This window comes from Vogesella urethralis, assembly GCF_007644045.2.
GTDB lineage: Bacteria > Pseudomonadota > Gammaproteobacteria > Burkholderiales > Chromobacteriaceae > Vogesella > Vogesella urethralis.
Genome location: NZ_VMDW02000118.1, coordinates 158,265 through 178,813 on the forward strand (window position 1 = coordinate 158,265; position 20,549 = coordinate 178,813).

Annotated in this window: 19 protein-coding genes and 1 other RNA gene; 14 read left to right on the forward strand and 6 right to left on the reverse strand. The window is 62.6% G+C overall.

Annotation, left to right across the window (positions count from 1 at the left end):
- Nucleotides 1-159 precede the first annotated feature (159 nt).
- Entirely contained in the window at nucleotides 160-1,449 is a 1,290-nt protein-coding gene (locus FLQ03_RS15515; RefSeq protein ID WP_144371796.1) for a PAS domain-containing sensor histidine kinase, read from the forward strand.
- A gap of 67 nt (nucleotides 1,450-1,516) precedes the next feature.
- Here the strand turns inward: FLQ03_RS15515 and ccoS are convergent, their stop codons facing one another.
- On the reverse strand, nucleotides 1,517-1,681 hold the full coding sequence (gene ccoS, locus FLQ03_RS15520) for a cbb3-type cytochrome oxidase assembly protein CcoS (RefSeq protein ID WP_144371797.1): 165 nt from the start codon (nucleotides 1,679-1,681) through the stop codon (nucleotides 1,517-1,519).
- Nucleotides 1,681-4,116, reverse strand: a complete 2,436-nt coding sequence (locus FLQ03_RS15525; RefSeq protein ID WP_144371798.1) for a heavy metal translocating P-type ATPase — start codon at nucleotides 4,114-4,116, stop codon at nucleotides 1,681-1,683. Before FLQ03_RS15525 ends, ccoS begins: the two co-directional genes overlap by 1 nt.
- 51 nt (nucleotides 4,117-4,167) lie before the next feature.
- Between FLQ03_RS15525 and FLQ03_RS15530 the strand changes: the two genes are divergently transcribed.
- Both FLQ03_RS15530 and FLQ03_RS15535 read left to right on the forward strand, forming a co-directional pair.
- A complete protein-coding gene (locus tag FLQ03_RS15530) occupies nucleotides 4,168-5,157 on the forward strand; it encodes an NAD(P)H-quinone oxidoreductase (RefSeq protein WP_144371799.1) in 990 nt (329 codons plus the stop codon).
- Nucleotides 5,158-5,346: 189 nt separating this feature from the next.
- Nucleotides 5,347-5,967 carry a hypothetical protein gene (locus FLQ03_RS15535; protein ID WP_144371800.1) on the forward strand — a complete coding sequence of 207 codons (621 nt, stop codon included), beginning with the start codon at nucleotides 5,347-5,349 and terminating at the stop codon, nucleotides 5,965-5,967.
- 137 nt (nucleotides 5,968-6,104) lie between these two features.
- Here FLQ03_RS15535 and tyrS read toward each other — a convergent pair whose 3' ends face one another.
- Nucleotides 6,105-7,379 (reverse strand): tyrosine--tRNA ligase, encoded by a 1,275-nt coding sequence (gene tyrS / locus FLQ03_RS15540; RefSeq protein WP_144371801.1) that lies wholly within the window; start codon nucleotides 7,377-7,379, stop codon nucleotides 6,105-6,107.
- A gap of 201 nt (nucleotides 7,380-7,580) precedes the next feature.
- Here tyrS and FLQ03_RS15545 point away from each other — a divergent pair, with 201 nt between their 5' ends.
- The 3 genes from FLQ03_RS15545 (at nucleotide 7,581) to FLQ03_RS15555 (ending at nucleotide 10,387) form a co-directional block, all read left to right on the forward strand.
- Nucleotides 7,581-8,231, forward strand: a complete 651-nt coding sequence (locus tag FLQ03_RS15545; protein ID WP_144371802.1) for a cytochrome b/b6 domain-containing protein — start codon at nucleotides 7,581-7,583, stop codon at nucleotides 8,229-8,231.
- A 239-nt stretch (nucleotides 8,232-8,470) separates the two neighbouring features.
- Entirely contained in the window at nucleotides 8,471-9,895 is a 1,425-nt protein-coding gene (pyk, locus tag FLQ03_RS15550; RefSeq protein ID WP_144371803.1) for a pyruvate kinase, read from the forward strand.
- A gap of 279 nt (nucleotides 9,896-10,174) precedes the next feature.
- Complete coding sequence (locus FLQ03_RS15555; protein WP_147674750.1) at nucleotides 10,175-10,387, forward strand: hypothetical protein; 213 nt, start codon at nucleotides 10,175-10,177, stop codon at nucleotides 10,385-10,387.
- 153 nt (nucleotides 10,388-10,540) lie between these two features.
- Here FLQ03_RS15555 and FLQ03_RS15560 read toward each other — a convergent pair whose 3' ends face one another.
- Together FLQ03_RS15560 and FLQ03_RS15565 are read right to left on the reverse strand one after the other, a co-directional pair.
- Nucleotides 10,541-11,848, reverse strand: a complete 1,308-nt coding sequence (locus FLQ03_RS15560) for a HipA domain-containing protein (protein WP_144371805.1) — start codon at nucleotides 11,846-11,848, stop codon at nucleotides 10,541-10,543.
- Complete coding sequence (locus FLQ03_RS15565) at nucleotides 11,845-12,114, reverse strand: helix-turn-helix domain-containing protein (protein ID WP_240802289.1); 270 nt, start codon at nucleotides 12,112-12,114, stop codon at nucleotides 11,845-11,847. Before FLQ03_RS15565 ends, FLQ03_RS15560 begins: the two co-directional genes overlap by 4 nt.
- A gap of 300 nt (nucleotides 12,115-12,414) precedes the next feature.
- On the opposite strand from FLQ03_RS15565, the gene ssrA reads away from it, so the two are divergent.
- The 8 genes from ssrA to FLQ03_RS15595 all read left to right on the forward strand — a co-directional run bounded on the left by ssrA (nucleotide 12,415) and on the right by FLQ03_RS15595 (nucleotide 19,192).
- Nucleotides 12,415-12,776: a transfer-messenger RNA gene (gene ssrA, locus FLQ03_RS15570) on the forward strand.
- A gap of 184 nt (nucleotides 12,777-12,960) precedes the next feature.
- Nucleotides 12,961-14,181: a tyrosine-type recombinase/integrase gene (locus FLQ03_RS15575; protein WP_144371807.1), complete on the forward strand. Its 1,221-nt coding sequence runs from the start codon at nucleotides 12,961-12,963 to the stop codon at nucleotides 14,179-14,181.
- A gap of 519 nt (nucleotides 14,182-14,700) precedes the next feature.
- Complete coding sequence (locus FLQ03_RS15580) at nucleotides 14,701-14,931, forward strand: helix-turn-helix transcriptional regulator (RefSeq protein WP_144371808.1); 231 nt, start codon at nucleotides 14,701-14,703, stop codon at nucleotides 14,929-14,931.
- A gap of 9 nt (nucleotides 14,932-14,940) precedes the next feature.
- Nucleotides 14,941-15,102, forward strand: coding sequence for a hypothetical protein (locus tag FLQ03_RS19180; RefSeq protein WP_170252445.1), 162 nt, complete (start codon nucleotides 14,941-14,943; stop codon nucleotides 15,100-15,102).
- Nucleotides 15,099-15,266: a hypothetical protein gene (locus FLQ03_RS19185; RefSeq protein ID WP_170252446.1), complete on the forward strand. Its 168-nt coding sequence runs from the start codon at nucleotides 15,099-15,101 to the stop codon at nucleotides 15,264-15,266. The genes FLQ03_RS19180 and FLQ03_RS19185 overlap by 4 nt, the downstream gene beginning before the upstream one ends.
- Nucleotides 15,267-15,270: 4 nt before the next feature.
- Nucleotides 15,271-15,576, forward strand: coding sequence for a hypothetical protein (locus tag FLQ03_RS15585; RefSeq protein ID WP_144371809.1), 306 nt, complete (start codon nucleotides 15,271-15,273; stop codon nucleotides 15,574-15,576).
- Nucleotides 15,573-18,458 carry a DUF927 domain-containing protein gene (locus FLQ03_RS15590; protein WP_144371810.1) on the forward strand — a complete coding sequence of 962 codons (2,886 nt, stop codon included), beginning with the start codon at nucleotides 15,573-15,575 and terminating at the stop codon, nucleotides 18,456-18,458. Before FLQ03_RS15585 ends, FLQ03_RS15590 begins: the two co-directional genes overlap by 4 nt.
- The gene (locus tag FLQ03_RS15595) at nucleotides 18,455-19,192 is read left to right on the forward strand and encodes a hypothetical protein (protein WP_147674751.1); all 738 of its coding nucleotides are present in this window, start codon (nucleotides 18,455-18,457) and stop codon (nucleotides 19,190-19,192) included. Before FLQ03_RS15590 ends, FLQ03_RS15595 begins: the two co-directional genes overlap by 4 nt.
- A gap of 225 nt (nucleotides 19,193-19,417) precedes the next feature.
- On the opposite strand, the gene FLQ03_RS15600 is transcribed toward FLQ03_RS15595, so the two are convergent.
- A partial coding sequence (locus FLQ03_RS15600) for a type I restriction endonuclease subunit R, EcoR124 family (RefSeq protein WP_420855664.1) occupies nucleotides 19,418-20,549 on the reverse strand: 1,132 nt, incomplete at its 5' end.

Here is a 20,549-nt window from a genome sequence, read left to right on the forward strand (position 1 = left end):
CTAAGCGATTGCGCGCGCGGCCAACTTGCGTGCTTGGCCGGTTGCTCAAATTGGGAAAGCTGCGGCTTGACGGCATGGTTGGCCGCCGCTGCTTGGCAGATAATGCGATGCTGAAGCTTTTATGCAATCGGACTGGCCTGCGGGCGTGGAACAACATAAATGGTAGCAATGGTAGGGGTACTGCTGGCCGCGTGTGCGCTGTTGGCAGGCTGGTGCTGGCGTCTGGCCCGCCAGCTGCGGGCGCAGCGCAGCCGTGCCGAACGGCAGGCGCAGCACTTGCAGGATGTGTTTGCGCTGGCCAGCGACTGGTTCTGGTGGCTGGACGCCGACGGTTACATCGTGCGTTGCTCGGCAGCGGTGCAGCCGCTGCTGGGCTTTGCGCCGGCGTCGTTGCACGGTTTGCACTGGACGCGGCTGCAGGCGGCGCAGGGCTCGCCGGAAGCGGCGGCCCGCCTGGCGGCGTTACTGGCGGCCGGGCAGCCATTTCGCAACCAGGTGTTGCAGCTGCATTGCCCCGACGGTGTGGATCGCCATATCTCGCTCAGTGCGCTGCCGGTGCGCGACGCGCACGGCCGGCTAACCGGCTACCACGGCGCCGGCCGCGACGTCAGCGAAGCACAACAGCTGGAAGCCGCCTTGCGCCAGGGGCAGGCCGACCTGGGCCTGTCGCTATCGCAACAGGCGCTGGCGCTGATCGATGCACGTGTCGCGGCCGAGCAGGCGTGTCAAACCAAGAACCGCTTGCTGGAGACGGTGTCGCACGAGTTGCTGACACCGCTGCACGGCATCCTCAATTTTGCCGAGATGGGGCGGCTGAAGCTGGCGCGCGGCGATACCGGCCGCGTGGCCGACTATCTGGCCAATATCGCCGGCAGCGGTCAGCGCCTGTTGTACCAGCTGAACGGGCTGATCGACCTGGCGGCGCTGGAGGGCGGGCGCCGGCCGTTCCACTGGCAGAGCCTGAACCTGCGCCTGCTACTGGAAGACTGCCTGGGCCTGCACGAAGCCGACATCGCCCGCAAGCACCTGTCGCTGGCCTTGCACAGCCACCCCTTGCCCAGGCTGGTAGCCGACCACGGCAGCCTCAGCCAGTTGCTGGGCCATTTGCTGGGGAATGCGGTGCGCTTTTCGCCGCCGGGCGGGCTGATCAGCATCGACATCGACCGCCTTGCCGACCGGCTGCGGCTGCGTATCCGGGACCAAGGGCCGGGCGTGCCGGTTGCCGACCGCGAGCGCATTTTCGAGGCGTTCGAGCGTGGCGACGACAACAGTAACGGCCATAGCGGGCTGGGGCTGGCGATTTGCCGCCGTATCGTGCAGGCGCACGGCGGCCAACTGTGCTTGCTGCCGGGGGAGGGCGGCGCCTGCTTCGAGCTGACGCTGCCGTTTGTGGCGGGGCAGACGCTGGAAGGCGCCGAGGCAGAGGCACCGCAGCCGCTTCACGCCTGATGCAGCCGCCAGCAGCGACAAGGCCCCGTGTCGTATGACACGGGGCCTTGTTTTGCCGCCAGGCGGCCTACCCTTGTTTGTCGGACGGGCTGTCGTCGTCGTCCATCAGGATGCGGTGGGCCGGGCCTTCCAGATCGTCGAACTGGCCCGAGCGGGTAGACCACCAGAACAGCAGACCGATGAAGAACACCAGCACGATGCTCATCGGTATCAACAGGTACAGGCTTTCCATTACGTGCTCCGTTTGATCAGGCGCAGTGCATTGCTGACGACCAGCAGCGAACTGAGCGCCATGCCCAGGCTGGCCAGCCAGGGCGTCACCCAGCCAGCCATCGCCAGCGGCAGGGCCACCAGATTGTACACCGCGGCCCAGGCCAGGTTCTGGCGGATGATGTGCATGCTGCGCGCCGCCAGGCTCAGCGCCTGCGGCAAGCGGCCCAGCTCGTCGCCCATCAGCACCATGTCGCCGCTGGCGCGGGCGACGTCGGTGCCGCTACCCATCGCCAGCGACACGTCGGCGCGGGCCAGTACCGGCGCGTCGTTGACGCCGTCGCCCACCATCAACACGCGGGCGCCGGCTTGCTGCAGCTGGCTCACGTAGGCCAGTTTGTCTTCCGGCGTGGCGGCGGCGCGGTAGTCGGCGATGCCCAGCCGGCTGGCCAGGCTGGCGACCGCCGTGTCGGCGTCGCCGGACAGCAAATGCACCCGCAGGCTGCGTGCCTGCAAGGCCTGGATAAGCGCGGCGCTGTCGTCGCGTACCTGGTCACCAATGGCAAACACGGCGGCCACGCCGCGGGCATCGCCCAGCGCGATGACGGTAGCGCTGGCCGGCAGGGCGTCCGGCAGGGCCACGCTAGCGCCCAGTTCTGCCACGAAGGCTGGGCGGCCCAGGCGCCAGCGCTGGCCGGCAATGTCGGCTTCTACACCCTGGCTGGGGTAGTTGCTACGTTGGCCGCAAGCGGGCAGTGCGCGGTCTTCGGCAGCCTGCAGCAGTGCACGCGCAATTGGGTGTTCGGAGCCTTGCTCCAGCGCGGCGGCAATGGCTAGTGCCTGTTCGGCGTCCGGATGGTTGAAGCGGTGGCTGGCCAGCAGGTGCATGCGGCCGTGGGTGAGGGTGCCGGTCTTGTCGAATACCACGTCGCTGATACGCGCCAGCGTTTCCAGCGCATGGCCGCGGGTGGTGAGGATGCCCAGCTGCGCCATGTGGCCGGTGGCGGCGGTTAGCGCCGCCGGTGTGGCCAGCGACAGCGCGCACGGGCAGGACACCACCAGCACGGCCACGGTCACCCACAAGGCGTGCTCCTGGCTGCCGGCCAGGCTCCAGCCGATATAGGTGGCGGCGGCGGCCAACAGCAAAACGGTGACGAACCACACCGCGTAGCGGTCGGCCAGCTCGGCCAGGCGCGGTTTTTCCGCCAGCGCCTGGTCCATCAGCCGCACAATGCCCGCCAGCCGGGTGTCGCTGCCGGTGCGGGTAAGGCGCAGCAGCAGCGGGCTGGCCTGGTTGACGCTGCCGGCGATCACGCTATCGCCGCTTTGCTTGGCAATGGGGGTGCTTTCGCCGGTGAGCAGCGCTTCGTCCACGCTGCTGCGGCCTTCCAGCACGTCGCCGTCGCAGGGAATGGTTTCGCCCGGTTTCACCAGCACCACGTCGCCTACTGCCAGCTGGCTGACGGCCACTTCCTGCTGCGCCGGGTCTTGCGGCCAACCCGGCACTGCGTGGGCAAAGGCCGGGATCAGCTTTACCAGCTTTTCGGTGGCTTCGCCGGTTTTGCGTCGTGCCATGCTTTCCAGATAGCGGCCACCCAGCAGCAGGAAGATGAACATCGACACCGAGTCGAAGTACACGCCGTGTTCCACCTTGTTCAGCAGCGCCCACAGGCTGGCCAGGAAGGCGGTAAGGATGCCGATGGTTACCGGCGTATCCATGCCGACCCGGCCGCGCTTCAGGTCGCGCCAGGTGCCGCGGTAGAACGGCACCGCCGAAAACAGCACCACCGGCAGCGTCAGCACAAAGCTGGACCAGTGCAACATCCACAGCCACTGGCTTTCGATCTCGCCGTCCGGCGCCATGTACACCGGGTAGGCGTACATCATCACCTGCATCATCGACAGCCCGGCCACCCACAGCCGGTTCAGCGCCGTCTTGCGCTCTTTCTGGTGCAGCGCTTCCTGGCGCGAGGCGTCGTAGGGGTGGGCGCGGTAGCCGATGGCGGCGATGGTCTCCAGGATCTGGCTGAGCTTCAGCTGGCGCACGTCCCAGCGCACGCGGGCGCGGTGGGTGGCGTAGTTGATGTCGACCGACAGCACGCCGGCCAGCTTGCGCACGTGTTGCTCGTTCAGCCACACGCAGGCGGCGCAGGTAATGCCTTCCAGCATCAGCGAGGCCTCGCGGATGTGCTCGTCTTCCACGTGTACGAAGCTGTGCTGCAGCGCTTCGTTGTCGTACAGCTGCATCTGTTGCAGCAGCTCGGCCGGTAACGGCTCGGCCTGGCGCTGCTCGGCGGTGCGGTGTTCGTAGTAGTCGGACAGGCCGCTGTCGATGATGGTCTGCGCCACGGCCTGGCAGCCGGCGCAGCAGGCCTGTTCGGTGCGATTGCGGTAGCGGATGGGAAAAGCCTGCCCTTCGGGTACGGGCAGGCTGCAGTGGAAGCAGGTCGGATTCATGGCGTGCTATTGTAGTGCAAGAGATGCTTCTTGTTTTGCCGAGGGTCAATCATGTCCATGCAGCTGGTTACACAAAGTGCGCCGGGTGGCGCCGACACACTGGAAATGGCGTTTGCCGAAAAGCCGCAGCCGGCCCCCGGCCAGTTGCGCGTGCGCGTGCTGGCGGCCGGCATCAACCGCGCCGACATCGTGCAGCGCGAAGGCCATTACCCGCCACCGAAGGGCGCGTCGCCGGTGCTGGGGCTGGAAATCGCCGGTATTGTCGATGCCGTCAACGGGCCGTCCCGCTTTCAAGAGGGCGACGCCGTGTTCGGGCTGGTATCCGGCGGCGGCTACGCCGAATACGCCTTGATCGATAGCAGCGCCGCCTTGCCCAAGCCCGACCTGATGAGCTGGGCCGAAGCCGCCAGCCTGCCCGAAGCGTGGATGACGGCGTGGTTCAACCTGGTGGACATTGCCGCCGTCCAGCCGGGCGAGACGGTGCTGATTCACGCTGGCGCCAGCGGCGTGGGCGCGGCGGCCATCCAGCTGGCCAGCCTGCTGGGCGCCCGCGTGATTGCCAGCGCCGGCAGCGACGACAAGCGTGCGTATTGCCGCAGCCTGGGCGCGGAAGTGGTGATCGACAGCCGCCAGCCCGGCTTTGCGGCCAACCTTAAGGCGCAAGGCGGGGTGGACGTGGTGCTGGACCCGGTGGGCGCCGCACTGTTCGACGACAATATCGCGGTGCTGAAGCCGGACGGGCGCCTGGTGGTGATCGGCATCATGGGTGGCAGCAGCGCCACGCTGAACCTGGGCTTGCTACTGGTGAAGCGGCTGCGCTTGTTGGGCTCCACGCTGCGCAGCCAGCCGGAGGCGGTGAAGGCCAGGTTGGCCGCCGCGCTGGAAGCCGAGGTGCTGCCGGCGCTGGCCGACGGCCGTGCGCGCATCACGCTGGATAGCGTTTACCCGCTGGCGGCGGTGTCCGACGCCCACCGCTACGTGGAAGACAACCGCAACCTGGGCAAGGTGGTGCTGAGCCTGTTGCCTGTCATCACGCCGTAACCGGGTTTCGATAATCTGGCCCTAACAGCAAATCGCTTCTGCTGGATGGACCTGGATGGGATGCGGGGCTGCCTTTGGACGGGCAGCCCCTCTTTTTTTGCCCGCCGTGGCCACCCGCCGCCTGTGCTAGACTGCGCGCTTGCCAGCGGGCGCCTGCCGCCCCGCCCAACGAACACGAAAGCCCCATGCATGACTACCGGCAACGAGCCCTGGCGCCACGCCAAAAACCTGCAGCAAACCCTGGACACCCTGCTGGCCGAAGCCATCACTGCCAGTGGCCTGTGCCGCAAGATCGCCGAGCAGCTGCATTCGCAGCAGCAACATCAGGGCGAGCGCAGCGCGCTGTCCAGCAGCTTTGGCCTGCTGGTGCGTAACAAGAAAAAGAAGGAATTCATCGGCGGCTGGCTCAACTACCAGATCAGCCTGGCCGGTGATGGCCTGCCGCAGCGCGCAGACGGCCAGCCGTGCGCGCCGGTGCTGCACGTGGCGCACTGGGCCTGCGAGTTTGCTTTTGAGTACGACGCTTATGTCGGCTTCCCCGCCAGCCTGTGGCAGCCGTGGCAGCAGCAGGGCGACAGCCTGCTGTGGTGGGAAGAGAGCGACAGCCAGTTCGGCCCGGAATGGACGTACACGCTGGACCTGGCCGCGCTGAACAGCGACGACGCGCTGCGCGCCGCCGTGGTGGCACCGGCGCTGGCGCTGCTGGCCGGCAAGCCGGTGGCCGAGGCGCTGCCGGCTACCACTCCCGGCCTGTTGCGCTACGGCAGCGTACAGAACGCCAACGGCGACACCGACCTGCGCGTGCTCTGAACGTCCCTTAAACAAGTAATGCGCGATGCGGCCAACCTTGCCAGCCAGGGTTGGCCGCAGTGCTTTTGGCGGTGGCCGATAGCAAAACACCCGGCGCGGAGCCGGGTGTGCGGGTAATGCGTGCCGTTAGGCGAGGCTTAGATCCACTGGATCAGCGTGTGGTTTTTCTTGCCGCGTTTCAGCAGGCTGTACTGGCCAAACAGGCGGTCGCTATCGGCCACCTGGTAGTCCAGCGCCTCGATCTTGTTACCGTTGATGCTGACCGCGCCGCTCTGGATGAAGGTACGGGCTTCGGACTTGGACTTGGCCAGGCCACCGGCCACCAGCGCGTCGATCAGGCCGGCTTGCGCCAGCGCGATCTGCACGCACGGCATGCCGTCTTGTGCCAGCTGCGCCAGGTCGGAGGCGGTGAGGTCGGCGACGCTGCCGCTGAACAGGCTGGCGCTGATGCGCTGCGCGGCGTCCACGGCGGCCTGGCCGTGCACCAGCGCCGTAGCTTGCTCGGCCAGAATGCGTTGCGCCTGCGGCTTGCCGCCGCTGGTCTTGTCCTGCTCTTCGATGGCGGCGATCTCGTCCAGCGACAGGAAGGTGAAGTAGCGCAGGAACTTGTACACGTCGGCGTCGGCGGTGTTCAGCCAGAACTGGTAGAACGCGTACGGGCTGGTCTTGCTGGCATCCAGCCATACAGCGCCGCCTTCGGTCTTGCCGAATTTGGTGCCGTCGGCCTTGGTCACCAGCGGCAGAGTCAGGCCGTAAACCTGTTTCTGGTGGATGCGGCGGGTGAGGTCGGTACCAGCGGTGATGTTGCCCCACTGGTCGGAACCGCCAATCTGCAGTACGCAGCCGTGGCGACGGTACAGCTCGGCAAAGTCGTAACCTTGCAGCAGGCTGTAGCTGAATTCGGTGTAGCTGATGCCCTGGTCTTCGCGGTTGATGCGCTGCTGTACCGATTCCTTCTTGATCATCTGGTTGACGGAGAAGTGCTTGCCGATGTCGCGCAGGAACTCCAGTGCGCCCATGCCGCCAAACCAGTCGTAGTTGTTGGCCATGATGGCGGCGTTGTCGCCGTCAAAGCTCAGGAACGGCGATACCTGGCCGCGGATTTTTTCTACCCAGCTGGCAATCACGTCCGGGGTGTTCAGCTTGCGTTCGGTAGCCTTGAAACTGGGGTCGCCGATCATGCCGGTGGCGCCGCCTACCAGGGCGATCGGCTTGTGGCCGGCTTGCTGGAAGCGCTTCAGCACCAGTACCGGTACCAGATGGCCCAGGTGCAGGCTGTCGGCGGTGGGGTCGAAGCCGCAATACAGGGTCACGCTTTCCTTGGCCAGCAGTTCCTCTAGGGCAGCGGCGTCGGTTTGTTGTGCAATCAGACCGCGTGCTTGCAGTTCCTGGATAAGCGAGACTTGGGACATCTGTATTGTTCTCCTGAATGGTCGGGGCGCGCGGCCCCACAGCAAAACGTCAAGTTTACCCGATTTTGCCGTTTTGCTGCGTTGGCACATGGCGGCCAACATTTGTTAAGGATTGCTGCAACACTTGATATGGCAGCAGGGTTAAACTCCTCGCTACATGAGGACATGCCGGCACTGGCCGGTACAAAAGGGAGAGGGTAAATGAGTAACAAGGTAAAAGTATGGGACGTGCCAACGCGATTGTTTCACTGGACGCTGCTGGCGATGTTTATCGGCATGTGGTTGTCGGCCGAAAACGGCCAGCTGCAAATCCACACCAAACTGGGGGTGGCGATGCTGGTGCTGGTGGTGTTTCGCGTGCTGTGGGGCTTTGTGGGTAGCCAGACCGCGCGCTTCAGCGACTTCTTCAAGCCCTGTCAGGTAAAAGCCTACCTGCGTGGCGAAGTCAGCGAAAACCAGCAGCCGGGCCACAACCCGCTGGGTGGCCTGATGGTGCTGGCGCTGCTGGGCGCGCTGCTGGTGCAGCTGGGCCTGGGCCTGTTTGCCGCCGATGTGGACAGCTACACCTTCGACGGCCCGCTGGCCAAGCTGATCGATAGCAGCCTGGCCGAGCAGATTACCGAATGGCACGAACTGTGGTTCAACCTGCTGCTGGGCTTGGTTGGCGTGCACGTACTGGCGATTGTGGCCTACCGCAAGCTGAAAAACGTGAACCTGGTGCCGCCGATGATCACCGGCAGCAAAACGCTGGCAGGCGAGGTCAAGCCCTTGCGCTTCGTCTCGCCCTGGTTGGCGCTGGTAGTGCTGGCGGTGGCAGCCGTATTGGTGGTGGGGGGCTTGTCGCTGGTGTAAACACCGACGTCGGGTTTGGCAAAGGCACGCTGCGGCGTGCCTTTTGTTTTGCCTTCAGGTAGTGCGCGCGCTACGGTCATGCTGCTTTGGGCCGCCGCGGGTAGGCAAAACCTGTCTGCCCGGGTGGTTTTTCATGGTGGATGCTGCAGTAATCTGCTGCGCGCAGGCTTTAACTGTAATCAATTTAGTACACGGCCATTTCGTACCATAATGAGGCAACGATAAACGGAGACCACACCATGACCCGACGTACCAAGATTGTTGCCACCCTTGGCCCCGCCTCCAGCGACCCGCAAACCCTGGAACGCCTGCTGCAGGCCGGCGTCAACGTGGTGCGCCTGAATTTCTCGCACGGCAGCGCGCAAGACCACATCGACCGCGCCGCGCTGGTACGCAGCACTGCCGACAAGCTGGGCCTGCCGGTGGCCATCATGGTCGACTTGCAAGGTCCCAAGATCCGCGTCGGCAAGTTTGCCAACGGCAAAACCACGCTCGCCAACGGCCAGCCGTTCATTCTGGATGCCGAATGCGCGCTGGGTGACGACGGCCGCGTAGGGCTGGACTACAAAGAGCTGCCTGGCGACGTAGAGCCGGGCGCCGTGCTGCTGCTGGACGATGGCCGCATCGTGCTGGTGGTGGAAAAGGTGCTGGGTAGCCAGATCCATACCAAGGTGAAGGTGGGTGGCGTGCTGTCCAACAACAAGGGCATCAACCGTCAGGGCGGTGGTCTGTCTGCGCCGGCGCTTACCGCCAAAGACATCGACGACATCAAGGTGGCGGCACAGCTGGAGGCCGACTACGTGGCGGTGTCCTTCCCCAAGAGCAGCGCCGACCTGTACATGGCGCGCACGCTGATCAACGCCGCCGGCTGTCAGGCGCGCATCATCGCCAAAATCGAACGCTGCGAAGCCATCACCAACCTGGACGACCTGATCAACTCCGCCGACGGCATCATGGTGGCGCGTGGCGACCTGGCGGTAGAAGTGGGTGACGCCGCCGTGCCGGCGCTGCAGAAGCGCATGATCCGCGCCGCGCGCGAGCGCAACAAGCTCACCATCACCGCCACCCAGATGATGGAATCGATGATCAGCAGCCCGGTGCCCACCCGTGCCGAAGTGTCCGACGTGGCCAACGCCGTGCTGGACGGTACCGACGCGGTGATGCTGTCGGCCGAAACCGCCGCCGGCCAGTTCCCGGTAGAAACCGTGGAAGCCATGTCCCGCGTGTGCATGGAGGCGGAAAACTCCAGCGACTACCAGCTGGAGCGCACCTTCCTCAACCGCGAGTTCACCCGCGTTGACCAATCCATCGCCATGGCCGCGCTGTTTACCGCCAACCACCTGCCGGTGCGCGCACTGGTGTCGCTCACCCAGACCGGCTCCACCGCGCTGTGGATCAGCCGCGTCAACTGCGGCGTACCTATCTACGCGCTGACGCCCGAGGTAGGCACCTACCGTCGCCTGGCCATGTACCGCGACGTGTTCCCGATGCTGTTGCCCGCCGCCACCGACCAGAAAAAACTGCTGGCCGCCGCCGAGCGCAAGCTGCTGGAACGCGGCCGGGTAGAGCAGGGCGACGTGCTGGTGGTAACCATCGGCGACACCGTCGGCATGATGGGCCACACCAACACCATGAAGATCATCAAGGCGGGCGAACCGCGCTAAGTTAGCGCCCGGTACACATCGTGTAAGCCACGCGGCCAGCCTGCTTGCCCCAGGTTGGCCGCAAACCATTTGGCCACGCGCAAACTGCCTTTCTGGTGGTGTTCAAGCCTGGGGTCGGTCATGGCACGCTGGCTTGGGGTGCGGCCAGGCCACTGTGGCCGCCAGCGCATCAGCTATCAGCCTGGCGGCATGATCGGTATCAAATGCTGATTTCATTGTTCTGCAGGAACCAATCCTTTTGTACAAACATCATGACAATTGCTTGCTATGATGCTTGCCATGAAAGGTGCAATGGACATGAAACCGGAATACCTGCTGTACTTTGCCGTCGTGGCCTCGGTGCTGCTGCTGGCGTGGGTGATGATCGGTACCGACCGCGAAGACCCGCGCATCTGCCCGCCAGAGCGCCGGGTGGGGTATTTCTGTAAGACCACGCTGCCCGGCGGCGTGATCTGGCTACGCGAGATCCCCGGCGCCCGCCCGGCGGGGTAGTGCGCGGGCTGTACGAGTGGCGCGTCACCCTTGCGCACGCTGTGCCGTGCTTGCCTGGGGCGCTATCTGGCATGCACTCAAGTAACACCCCCGATAGCTGCTGGCTGTCAGGGGTGTTTTGCTTAGCCGGCCTGCTTCCGGCAACGCACCATTTCAGGCCAGCTGTTGCGCCATCTCCTTGATAACGGTGTGCAGCAGGGTACGCAGGCAACGCGCCTCGCCTGCCAGTGTGGCGGCCAACTCGGGGCGCGCTTGGAGTAGACGGGCGTTGTCGGTTTCTACCTCGGCGCACAGCGCTTCTGCCTGCTGCACGGCGCGGCTGCGCAGGTTTTCCAGCAGCCGCTCGGCGGTGCCTTTGGCCAGGTTCAGCACCGCGCCGGCCTCCAGCAGCAAGCCGCGGCTGATGGCCGAAAAATGCCGCTCGCCCAGCAGTGGCCACGCCAGCTGCGTGTGTGCCGGCCACCCGCTTTTGTCGAAGGCAGCGGTGTCATAGCTGGCAACGCTTAGCAGGTCGTAGAACGGCGCCAGCTGCACGCCCTCGTGCGATACCAGAAAGCTCAGGTTTTTCAGGTGGGCGTCGCTATTGCCCACCAGCACATTGAACACCAGCCAGCCAAACAGCCGGGGCCGCGCTACCGCCGGGCTGCGGCAGGCGTTGGCCAGTACGGCCAGGTTTTGCAGGCTGCCCTGGCTGTATTTGAAGCTGCGGTCCAGCCCCAGCAGCTGGCAGGCGTCTATCACGTGCCGGCGTTGCCAGCCGTGGCTGCCTGGCGTGCGGTCAAAGCGGTTTATCAGGTAAACCGGCGACGGCACATAGCGCCGATGCACGTCGGGCACGTCCAGCCCCAGGCGTTTGGCCAGGCGCATCACGAACCATTCGTTGATGACGGAATGAGGGTAGTCCTCGTCCGGGTGGTCGGGCTTCAGGATATGGGTAGAGGGCGTGGCGCCTGCCGGTTCAAACAAGGCGCCATCCTGCAGCACCACCGCCAGCTTGTGCTGCGCGCCGGCCAGCGACATGCGTTTGATGGCAGCCTGCGTCAGCGGCGCCCTCGGTAACTGGCGAATGCGGGCTTGCAGTGCCTCGTCCGCCAGCGGCCGCAATGGTTCTGCGCTTTGCGGCGCGGCATCGGGTGGCAGCAAGGTTACCGACCCGGCCGATTCTGCACCGTACCAGGCCAGCAGGCCGAAGGCGTCGGCCGCATCCAGCCGGGCGTCGCCTGCCAGCAGCAAGCGTTGCCCTTCTTCCGGCAGCAGGTTATCGAAATACCACTGCACCGGGCGCTGGCTGGCGCCATCCAGCAATGGGTCGGCTTGCAGTGGCAGGTGCGGGCTCAGCGCAAAGCACGTTGGCGTGTTCAGCCAGTCCGGCGCGTACTGGAAGCGCCACAGCCCGGCCTGCTCTTGCAAGGTGCCCACCGTGGTGTGATTGATCGATGCGCGCAAAGACCGCCCATTCATGGCGTGCTCTTATGGTTGGCCGCGTCCTGCAGGTAGGCGGCTACGCTTTCGGGGACGTCCACCGTCACGTGAATGCCCAGCCCCTCCAGTACCTGGAACAGCTTGCCCCATTGCACCGTCTCGCCGCCGCGCTCGATCTTGCCAAGAAAATTCTCGCTAACGCCAATGCTGCCGGCGGCATCGTCCTGGCGGATTTTCTGCGCCTTGCGGCTGGCGCGCACCACTTGGCCGATGGCGGCCGCACTGTTGATGGGTATCTTCATCATCAATCCTCACGTTTGTAAGGATTCTGCGCCCGAAGCGCGCATTTGGCAATGAGTCCTCTTGCTTGTGAGGATTTTTCAGGTTTGTAGTGGCTGTCTGCTAATAATCCTTACGCTTGTGAGGATTATTTGTGGTGCGTTGGGCGCAATACGATGCGAAACCAGCACGGGCAGTCGTACGGGCAGAGAAGTGCTTACCCGAGCGCTGCCCGATAGCCAAGCATTGTGGAGCACGGTCAAGCCCAAAGCCGCGCCAGTGCTGGCGCCCGCGTGCGAATGTCGCTATAATGCAGCTTCTTATCTGGGGGCGACCTGGTTTCGACGGGGGTTGCGAAGCGGATGAGGGCATACCGGGATCTCAGTCACCCCGTAAAACACTGAATTTATATAGTCGCAAACGACGAAACTTACGCTCTGGCCGCTTAATCGCGGTTAGACTCTACAGCAGCTTGCTGATGGGCTGTGAGGGCAACCTCGGTAGAGTCATTTCACATCAGACCGCTCTTTCCCGGGTTACTTGGGCAAGGGTTAAACGCAAGGTAACTCGCCAATACTCAGCCTGTCCGTCGGCGTAGTAGCGGTTAAATCCAAATGACACGACTAAGTATGTAGATCTCTTCGTAGAGGATTTCCGGACGCGGGTTCGATTCCCGCCGCCTCCACCAAAACATCACTTCATGACGTGTCATGAAGCCTCAAAAACCCCGACAGCTAAGGCTTTCGGGGTTTTTTATTTGTTCACACCGTGTCATGTAGTGTCTTGACATGCCCCGTCACCAGGGGGCATAAATGGGGGCACAATCGTAAGGGGCGTTGCTCAATGCCCCCAGCCCCCTAGGAGATGCTTTCATGCCTCTTACAGTGACTGCCTGCAAGAATGCCAAACCTCGCGAAGACGGTAAGCCACTGCGCCTAAGCGACGAAAAGGGTATGTACTTGGAAGTCATGCCTACCGGGGCAAAATACTGGCGACTGAAATACCGGTTTAATGGAAAGGAGAAGCGCCTTGCCTTGGGCGTCTTTCCAGAAGTAGGTCTTGCTGATGCCAGGGATAAGCGTGAGGAGGCTCGACGCCTACTGAGTGAAGGCATCGACCCCAGCGAGCATCGCAAGGTCGCGAAAGCCAGCACACAGCTTAACTCTGAAAATAGTTTTGAAGCCGTGGCACGTGAATGGTTCGCCAAGTATCTCCCTACTTGGGTAGCGAGCCACGCTGATAAGATCATGCGCCGCTTTGAGCGTGATTTGTTTCCTTGGCTGGGTAGTCGACCCATTGCTGCGATTGAGGCTCCGGAACTACTTTCCTGCCTTCAACGGATTGAACGCCGCGGAGCCATTGAGACCGCTCACCGCGCTATGCAGAATGCTGGACAAGTATTCCGCTACGCCATTGCTACCGGTCGAGCACAGCGCAACCCCGCAGCTGATCTAGTTGGCGCACTAACTCCCGTTGTTAAAACCTCGTTTCCGACTATCACTGACCCCGCGAAGATTGCCGAATTGCTACGCGCCATTGACGGCTACCAAGGCACCCTAGTGACTCAATGTGCGCTAAAGCTAGCCCCGCTGGTGTTTGTACGACCTGGGGAGTTGCGCAAAGCTGAATGGCGGGAAATCGACCTTGATAACGCGTTATGGGTAATTCCCGCCGAGCGAATGAAGATGAGGGAGAAGCACATAGTGCCCCTGCCATCGCAAGCCGTGGAGCTCCTCCGCGAGCTACACGCATTAACTGGGCACAATCGATATGTTTTCCCAGGCGCACGGACTAACAGTCGCCCCATGTCGGAAAACACCGTCAATGCTGCTTTGCGACGCCTGGGCTACGACAAAGATTCAATGACGGGCCACGGATTTCGTCATATGGCGTCAACTTTGTTAAACGAACAGGGGTGGAACCGTGATGCGATAGAGCGGCAGATGGCGCACGCCGAGCGAAACAGCATCCGCGCAACCTACAACTATGCTGAGTACCTACCTGAGCGGGTACGAATGATGCAGTCTTGGGCAGACTACCTAGATGCTCTCAAGAGAGGTGCAAAAGTAACTCCGCTGTTCAAAACCGCGTGAACCAACTTCTGAAGCACTTAACCGATAGGGCAAGAGGTAACAATCCGCCATCAAACTGAGCACAGCGATAACTACACATTGAGCCAATTAGGAATGAATCACACATCGCAAACTGGTTTGCATTTGTGTCACACAGCATCACCTAATATCATATTGCAGTCATTCAACAACTCAAAAGGGATAAATCTTGAGTCCTTACCCAGACTTCGAACCTATTTTCTCCTGCAATCCACCCAGGGAGTACTTTACAACGGGCCGCTCTCCGGTTGGAGCTAGGGGCCGTTCATCACGGACGAGAGCAAGCAGTAAAACCACAGCTAGTGTTGCTACCTCGGGTACCGGCGACCCCGACCCTGAGCCCGAGTCGTTCCATTACCCACTTATCCCCCTCCTAGCAGTACCTGCCTCTTGGCAACTCCTACGCCCTGACAATCCGGGGCAAAACAATCAGCCGAGCTCAGAGACTGACCACAGATATCTGTGCGCCAGCACGTCGCCTATTGCTTTTGGGAGTGCCAAATGAATCAAAACATTACCCTTCCCCAGACTGGCTATGTTCGCCAGCCCTTACTTGTAGGCGACAGCAAAAGTGGTACCCCTGGCGTCCTGCCATTTTCTGCCTCAACCCTTTGGCGGCGTGTGCGGGCTGGCACTTTCCCCGCCCCGGTTAAGTTGTCTGCTCGTATCACCGCATGGAAAGCCGAGGACGTCCGTAAGTGGTTAGACGCCCAAGGCCAACACACTGCATAAGGGGGCACTATGAACAAACTCACTCGACCTCTACGCCAAAGCAACCCAGTGCACTTCATTGCCGGAGGCCGGCGTATCACCACCAGCCCGCAACCGACCAATGATCTGAAACAGGACGTCATGCTCGGCTTGCTGTTCAAGCGAGCCACCGGCCTGGAGGTGCTGCCATGAAGCACATTGAAGTTCGTGTCCGTCTGCCAAGTGGCAGCATCATGCGTATCTACCTTGACCCCACCGGCCTGACCCCGTCGCAACTGACGCAAGAAGCTCTGCTGCCCTTCGCGTTGTACTTGCAGCAGGCTACCGCGCCGACCACGCCCCCGCAGCAGAGGTAACAACATGAACAAGACTCTAATTGCCCTGCCAGCGGGCAAGGCCACCGGCTTGTCTGCGTATCGCCAAGGCGCTGCCCAGGCTGTTGAGGTGCTAGACCGTATCCGCGCCCAGGCCCGAGCCGGCGAAGCGGTCGCGCCTCACTGGTTGGCCGATGCCCTGGACGGTTTGCCCCCGGATAGCCGGCGCGGCTTCTTGGTGGTGGTGGCCTGCTATGCAGCAGCAGCGGGCGCGGTGGCTGATGACTTTGCAGTACGTCGCAAAGTGTCGGCACTGATAAACCGTAAGATAACGGAAGGTGGTTTCGCATGAACGCCCCGTACCGAGCGCCAGGCGACGATATCAGCGCTGCACTGGCGTATATCGACGCTCACCCGCGCGATAACTGGCTTATGGGTGGCATGGCGGTGAAATCGGAGCTGGGCGAGGCCGGCTTCCCTATCTGGGATGACTGGAGCCGCACAGCCGACAACTACCAGCCCAAGGCTGCACGATCTGTCTGGAAGAGCATTAAGCCTGCCGGGCGTATCACCATTGCCAGCCTGTTTGCCGAGGCCATCCAGAACGGCTACCGCCCGACCGCGCCTTACCAGCCCCCCAGCCCCGAGGAGCGGGCCAAGATCGAGGCCGACCGGCAGGCCGCCCAGGCCGAGGCCGAGGCGCTAGCCCAGCGGCAGCGGGATGCGGCCCGGCAGAAAGCGGCCAACCTGTGGGGGCGTGGCCATGCTGTCAGCAGCGAACACACCTACCTGCAGGCCAAGGGTATCCAGCCCAAGGGCGCGGCCCAACTGCGCGACATGCTGCTTATCCCGCTACGGGACGGCGGCGAGCTGGTCAACCTGCAGATCATTGGTGCCGATGGCGGTAAGCGCTTCCTGACGGGTGGCCAGGTCAAAGGTGCCTCGCTGGTGTTGGGCCAGATCAAGGGCGTGGCCACCGTGCTGCTGTGTGAAGGCTGGGCCACGGGCTGCACCTTGCACCAAGCCACGGGATTGCCGGTGGTGGTGGCCTTCAACGCCCACAACCTAGTGACGATCGCGGGCCGGCTGGCCAGTGCCCTGCCGGTGGATGTACAGGTGCTGGTGTGTGGTGATACAGACGAAAGCCTGACCGGCCAGAAAGCGGCCAGCCGCGCTGCCGAGCTGCTGCAGGGCCGTGGCCGTTCGGTGGTGCCGGTATTCACCCAGGAACAGGCCGAGCAGTACCGCCAGCAGCATGGTAAAGCGCCAAGCGATTACAACGACCTGCACCAGCTGGCCGGGCTGGAAGAGGTCAAAAAACACGTTCTCCGGGGTGACTCAAAAATGGTGGGAACAGTGGGAATAGTGGGAACAGAAACGCTAGAAGCCTTGCCAGATAAGGCTGACAGCCGTTCCCACTTTTCTGTTCCCACTCCCGAGTGTTCCCACTTTTCGGACGAAATCAGCCCGCAAACGCCACAAGGTGACTCCCCGTTCTTCGTGTCGGAGGGTATCCCCGGCCAGCGTGACGGGGTGTATTGGTGCGAGCCATCCGACGATGGCAAGGACAAAGACAAGCTGTGGTGGCTGTCTGCGCCCCTCTACATTCTGGGCGAAACCCGCGACGCCAATCAGAGCAACTGGGGCCGCCTGCTGGCCTGGCAGGATAACGACGGCCACCCGCACCAGTGGGCTTGCCCGGTAGAAATGTTGGCCGCCAGCGACACGGCAGAATTCCGGCGTGAACTGGCGCGGGGTGGGCTGACCATCTCCACCAACGGCAAGGCCCGGCAAAAACTGGTGGATTACGTGCTGACCCATCGCCCCGAGTCTGCCACCCGGCTGCGCTGCGTGTCCCGTATCGGCTGGCATGATCTGCGCTATGTGCTGCCTGCCGCTGTCTATGGCGAGCAGGAGGGCGAGGGCGTGATCTATCAGGGGGCGGACAGTGGCGACTTTGACCACGCCGGCACCCTGGCCGAGTGGCAGCAGCACATTGCCGGCCCGGCAGCCGGTAACAGCCGCATCGTGTTTGCCATTGCCGTGGCCTTTGCTGGTGTGCTGGCGGACATGGCCGGCGAGTCGGGCGGGGGCTTCCACTTCGTGGGCACCACCAGCAAGGGCAAAACGTCCACGCTGCTGGATCCTGCCGCCAGCGTATGGGGCAGCCCTGACCGCTTCGCCAAGAAGTGGCGCACCACACAGAACGGCCTGGAGGCGCTTTGCCTTGGCAGTAACGATGGCCTGCTGATACTGGACGAACTCGCCCAGATCGCCGCGACAGACGCCGGGGGCGCAGCCTACCTGATTGCCAACGGCCAGGCCAAGGCCCGTATGACCAAGGAAGGCGGCAACCGCCCAGCGCAAACATGGCGCGTGATGCTGCTGTCTGCCGGCGAAATCGACCTGGCCCAGCACATGGCCGAGGCCGGCAAAACCGCCAAGGGTGGCCAGATGGCCCGCTTACCCGCCATCCCTGCTGACGCCGGGGCCGGTATGGGCACGCTGGAGCAGCTGCACCACCACCCCAACGGGCAAGCCTTTGCCGACGCCATGAAGGCCCACACCCGCCAGTATTACGGCACAGCCGGGCAAGCTTTCCTGCAGCAGCTGACCAGCGGGGCCGAGCAGGAAACCATCCGGGCCAATGTGCGCGAGAGCGTGACCGCCATCATCGGCAATCTGGGTGTGCCCAAAGGGGCAGCCGAGGAAATCGGACGGGTAGCGGCCCGCTTCGCCCTGGTGGCCTTTGCCGGCGAGCTGGCCACCCGCTACGGCGTGACAGGCTGGGCACCTGGTGAAGCGTACCGCGCCGCCCGGCAGTGCTTCCGTGAATGGTTGGCCGAGAACAACACCGGCCTGGCTGCTGATGATCGCGCCTTGTTCGCCCAGGTGGCCGCCTTCATGCAGGCGCACGGTTCTACCCGCTTCCCTGACCATGATGCAGACCCGGAATCGATGGCACGCCACCACAACCGGGCAGGCTTCCGCTACACCGACGAGGCCGGCGAGCTGCAATTCTGGGTACTGTCGGAGCCGTTCAAGAAAGAGCTATGCAAGGGGTTTCAGACCCTGGCCGCTGCCCGTTCCCTGATCGGTGCCGGCTGGATGTTGGCCGGGGATACCGACGGCAACAAGCAGCGCAGTACCCGCAAGAAGCGCATCAAGGCGCTGAACTCAACCACGGTGAATGTGTACGTGCTGACCAGCGCAGCACTGGAGGGCGACGAATGAGCATCCCCGATTGGCTGGCCACCACCCTGCAGCACACGGCCCAAACGCCCGCGCCGTCCCCAAAAAGTGGGAACAGCCGAGAGTGGGAACAAAAAGTGGGAACGGCTGAATGCCTTACCCAGCAAGGGTTTCAGGGTTTTGTTCCCACTGTTCCCACTGTTCCCACCAAAAAACAGTCACTCGGAAAAACGACTGAAACAGGGGGTAATGCCTCGGCAGTCGCGCCGAACGATGCCGACACCAGCCACCCCATCCCCGATGATCTGCCCGGGCTGGTGTCGCGGGTCGCCACGCTGGAAGGTTGGCCGCAAGACTTGCAGGCCGAACACCTGGCCGTCATTCGCCGGCAGCTGGTGTCCGGTGAGTGTGACGCCGACACCATCCGGGCCGGCTGGCTGGCGCATATCGACCGCTGGCACAACGTCCGCGAGGCCATCGAGGAGCGGGCCGCCATCATGGAGTACGACGGCGGCGTACCGCGCAAGCAGGCCGAAGAGCTGGCCGCAGTAGATAACCAGTGCCTGGCCTGCCGCCACTGGCGGGGCGAACTGACCACTACCGATGACCGCACCATGGCGCTGTCGCTGGTGGGCGTGAAGCAAGCGCCACGGGCCAGCCGCACCATGGGTATCTGCGCCAAGCGGTACAAGCCCTGGCGGGTGTCCAACATCCCCGGTGATGCCGATTACAGCCGTTGGCATATTATCGGGCAGTGTGACTATCACCAGGCTTGAAAAAGTGAAGGCCGGGCGACTTTATACAAAGTGGCCCGGCCTTCTTCCAGCCCCATTCCCTAACTAAGACAAGCACTTTTCGGGAGTAGCTAACTTGCACAACCACCTAGAACAGCGAGTCTTGTGATAGCTTTGGACGGCATTACCCCAAAGCAGCAACTGGCAAGGCTACACAGCTCTACTTCTGACTCTCCTTGGGAATGGAGAAATTACCCAATCAACATGTCAAAGCTGCCAGCCCACGCCCTTGAACTTCTCAACAAAGGCCGCGATCTTCTGAAAGACTGTCTGCTTCTTGGTTTTGAACTCAGGTCTCAATGGACTCATTTTGGGTAGTACGGCATTGAGCTCGGTGCCATTCTCACTGGCGAACTCGCGCTTCAGTGAGTTGGTGATATAGCGCTTGGCGGCCTCTGCGTTCAGCCCCTCATCGCTAATCAGCTCAGCAGCCTCACGCTGCTGCTCCGCTTGCGCAAAGGTAAAGAAAGCATCGATAACGCTGGCCTTATCGCCAATCTGATCCAGATCTGTCTGGTTGATGAAGTCTACCAGCAAGCTTTCTTTGGCCCGGTTGCCAAGACTTGCCCGGATCACGCGCCGCACTTCATCCACCAGTTCCGACTTGCTCTTCAGTTTCTTGTTGTGTTCGAAGATCAGTTCGAGGATGTAGTCCAGATTGATCTCTTGCGACTTGAGCAGGTCCACCTCAAAGACCACGTCATCCCAGTCGATGGTAGATTTTTCTTTCTCGGCTCCAGCCTTCTCGCGGCGCAGCCAGTCGCGCACATCGTTGTAGGTGGAGCGATAGTCCTGAACCTTGCGCTCGGGCGGGAGCGTGATGGCTTGCAGCGCGGTCAGGTCCTCATCGCTCAGGTAGTGCTTGGCTTTGAACGCTTCAACTGCGGTGGGGTCAGCCAGATCGACGGTCTGGAGTTCCTTCAGACTGGCGAACTCATCGTAGTTTTGCAGGATGTTCTCGACGCGCAGGTACTCGCCAAACAGCTTGGCGAAGGCCTTCTTGTCGGCTTCCTTTTCAATGGCAGCCGGGTCTGGGAAGCGCTCTTCCAGCTCTTTCACCACATCCATAAAACCACGCCGCGCCTCACCCGTGGCTACATCGGTGAAGCCTTCCATGTACTCCTTGTAGCTCTTTTCCAGCACCACGTTCTTGGTGTTCTTGTCACCGAACAGGGTGATGGCGTCAATCGTCGCCTGCTCCAGGTCGCGGAAGGTGACGATGTTGCCGAAGGTCTTGGTGGCGTCGAAGATGCGGTTGGTGCGCGAATAAGCCTGCATCAGGCCATGGAAGCGCAGATTCTTGTCGACAAACAATGTATTGAGCGTGGGGGCATCAAAA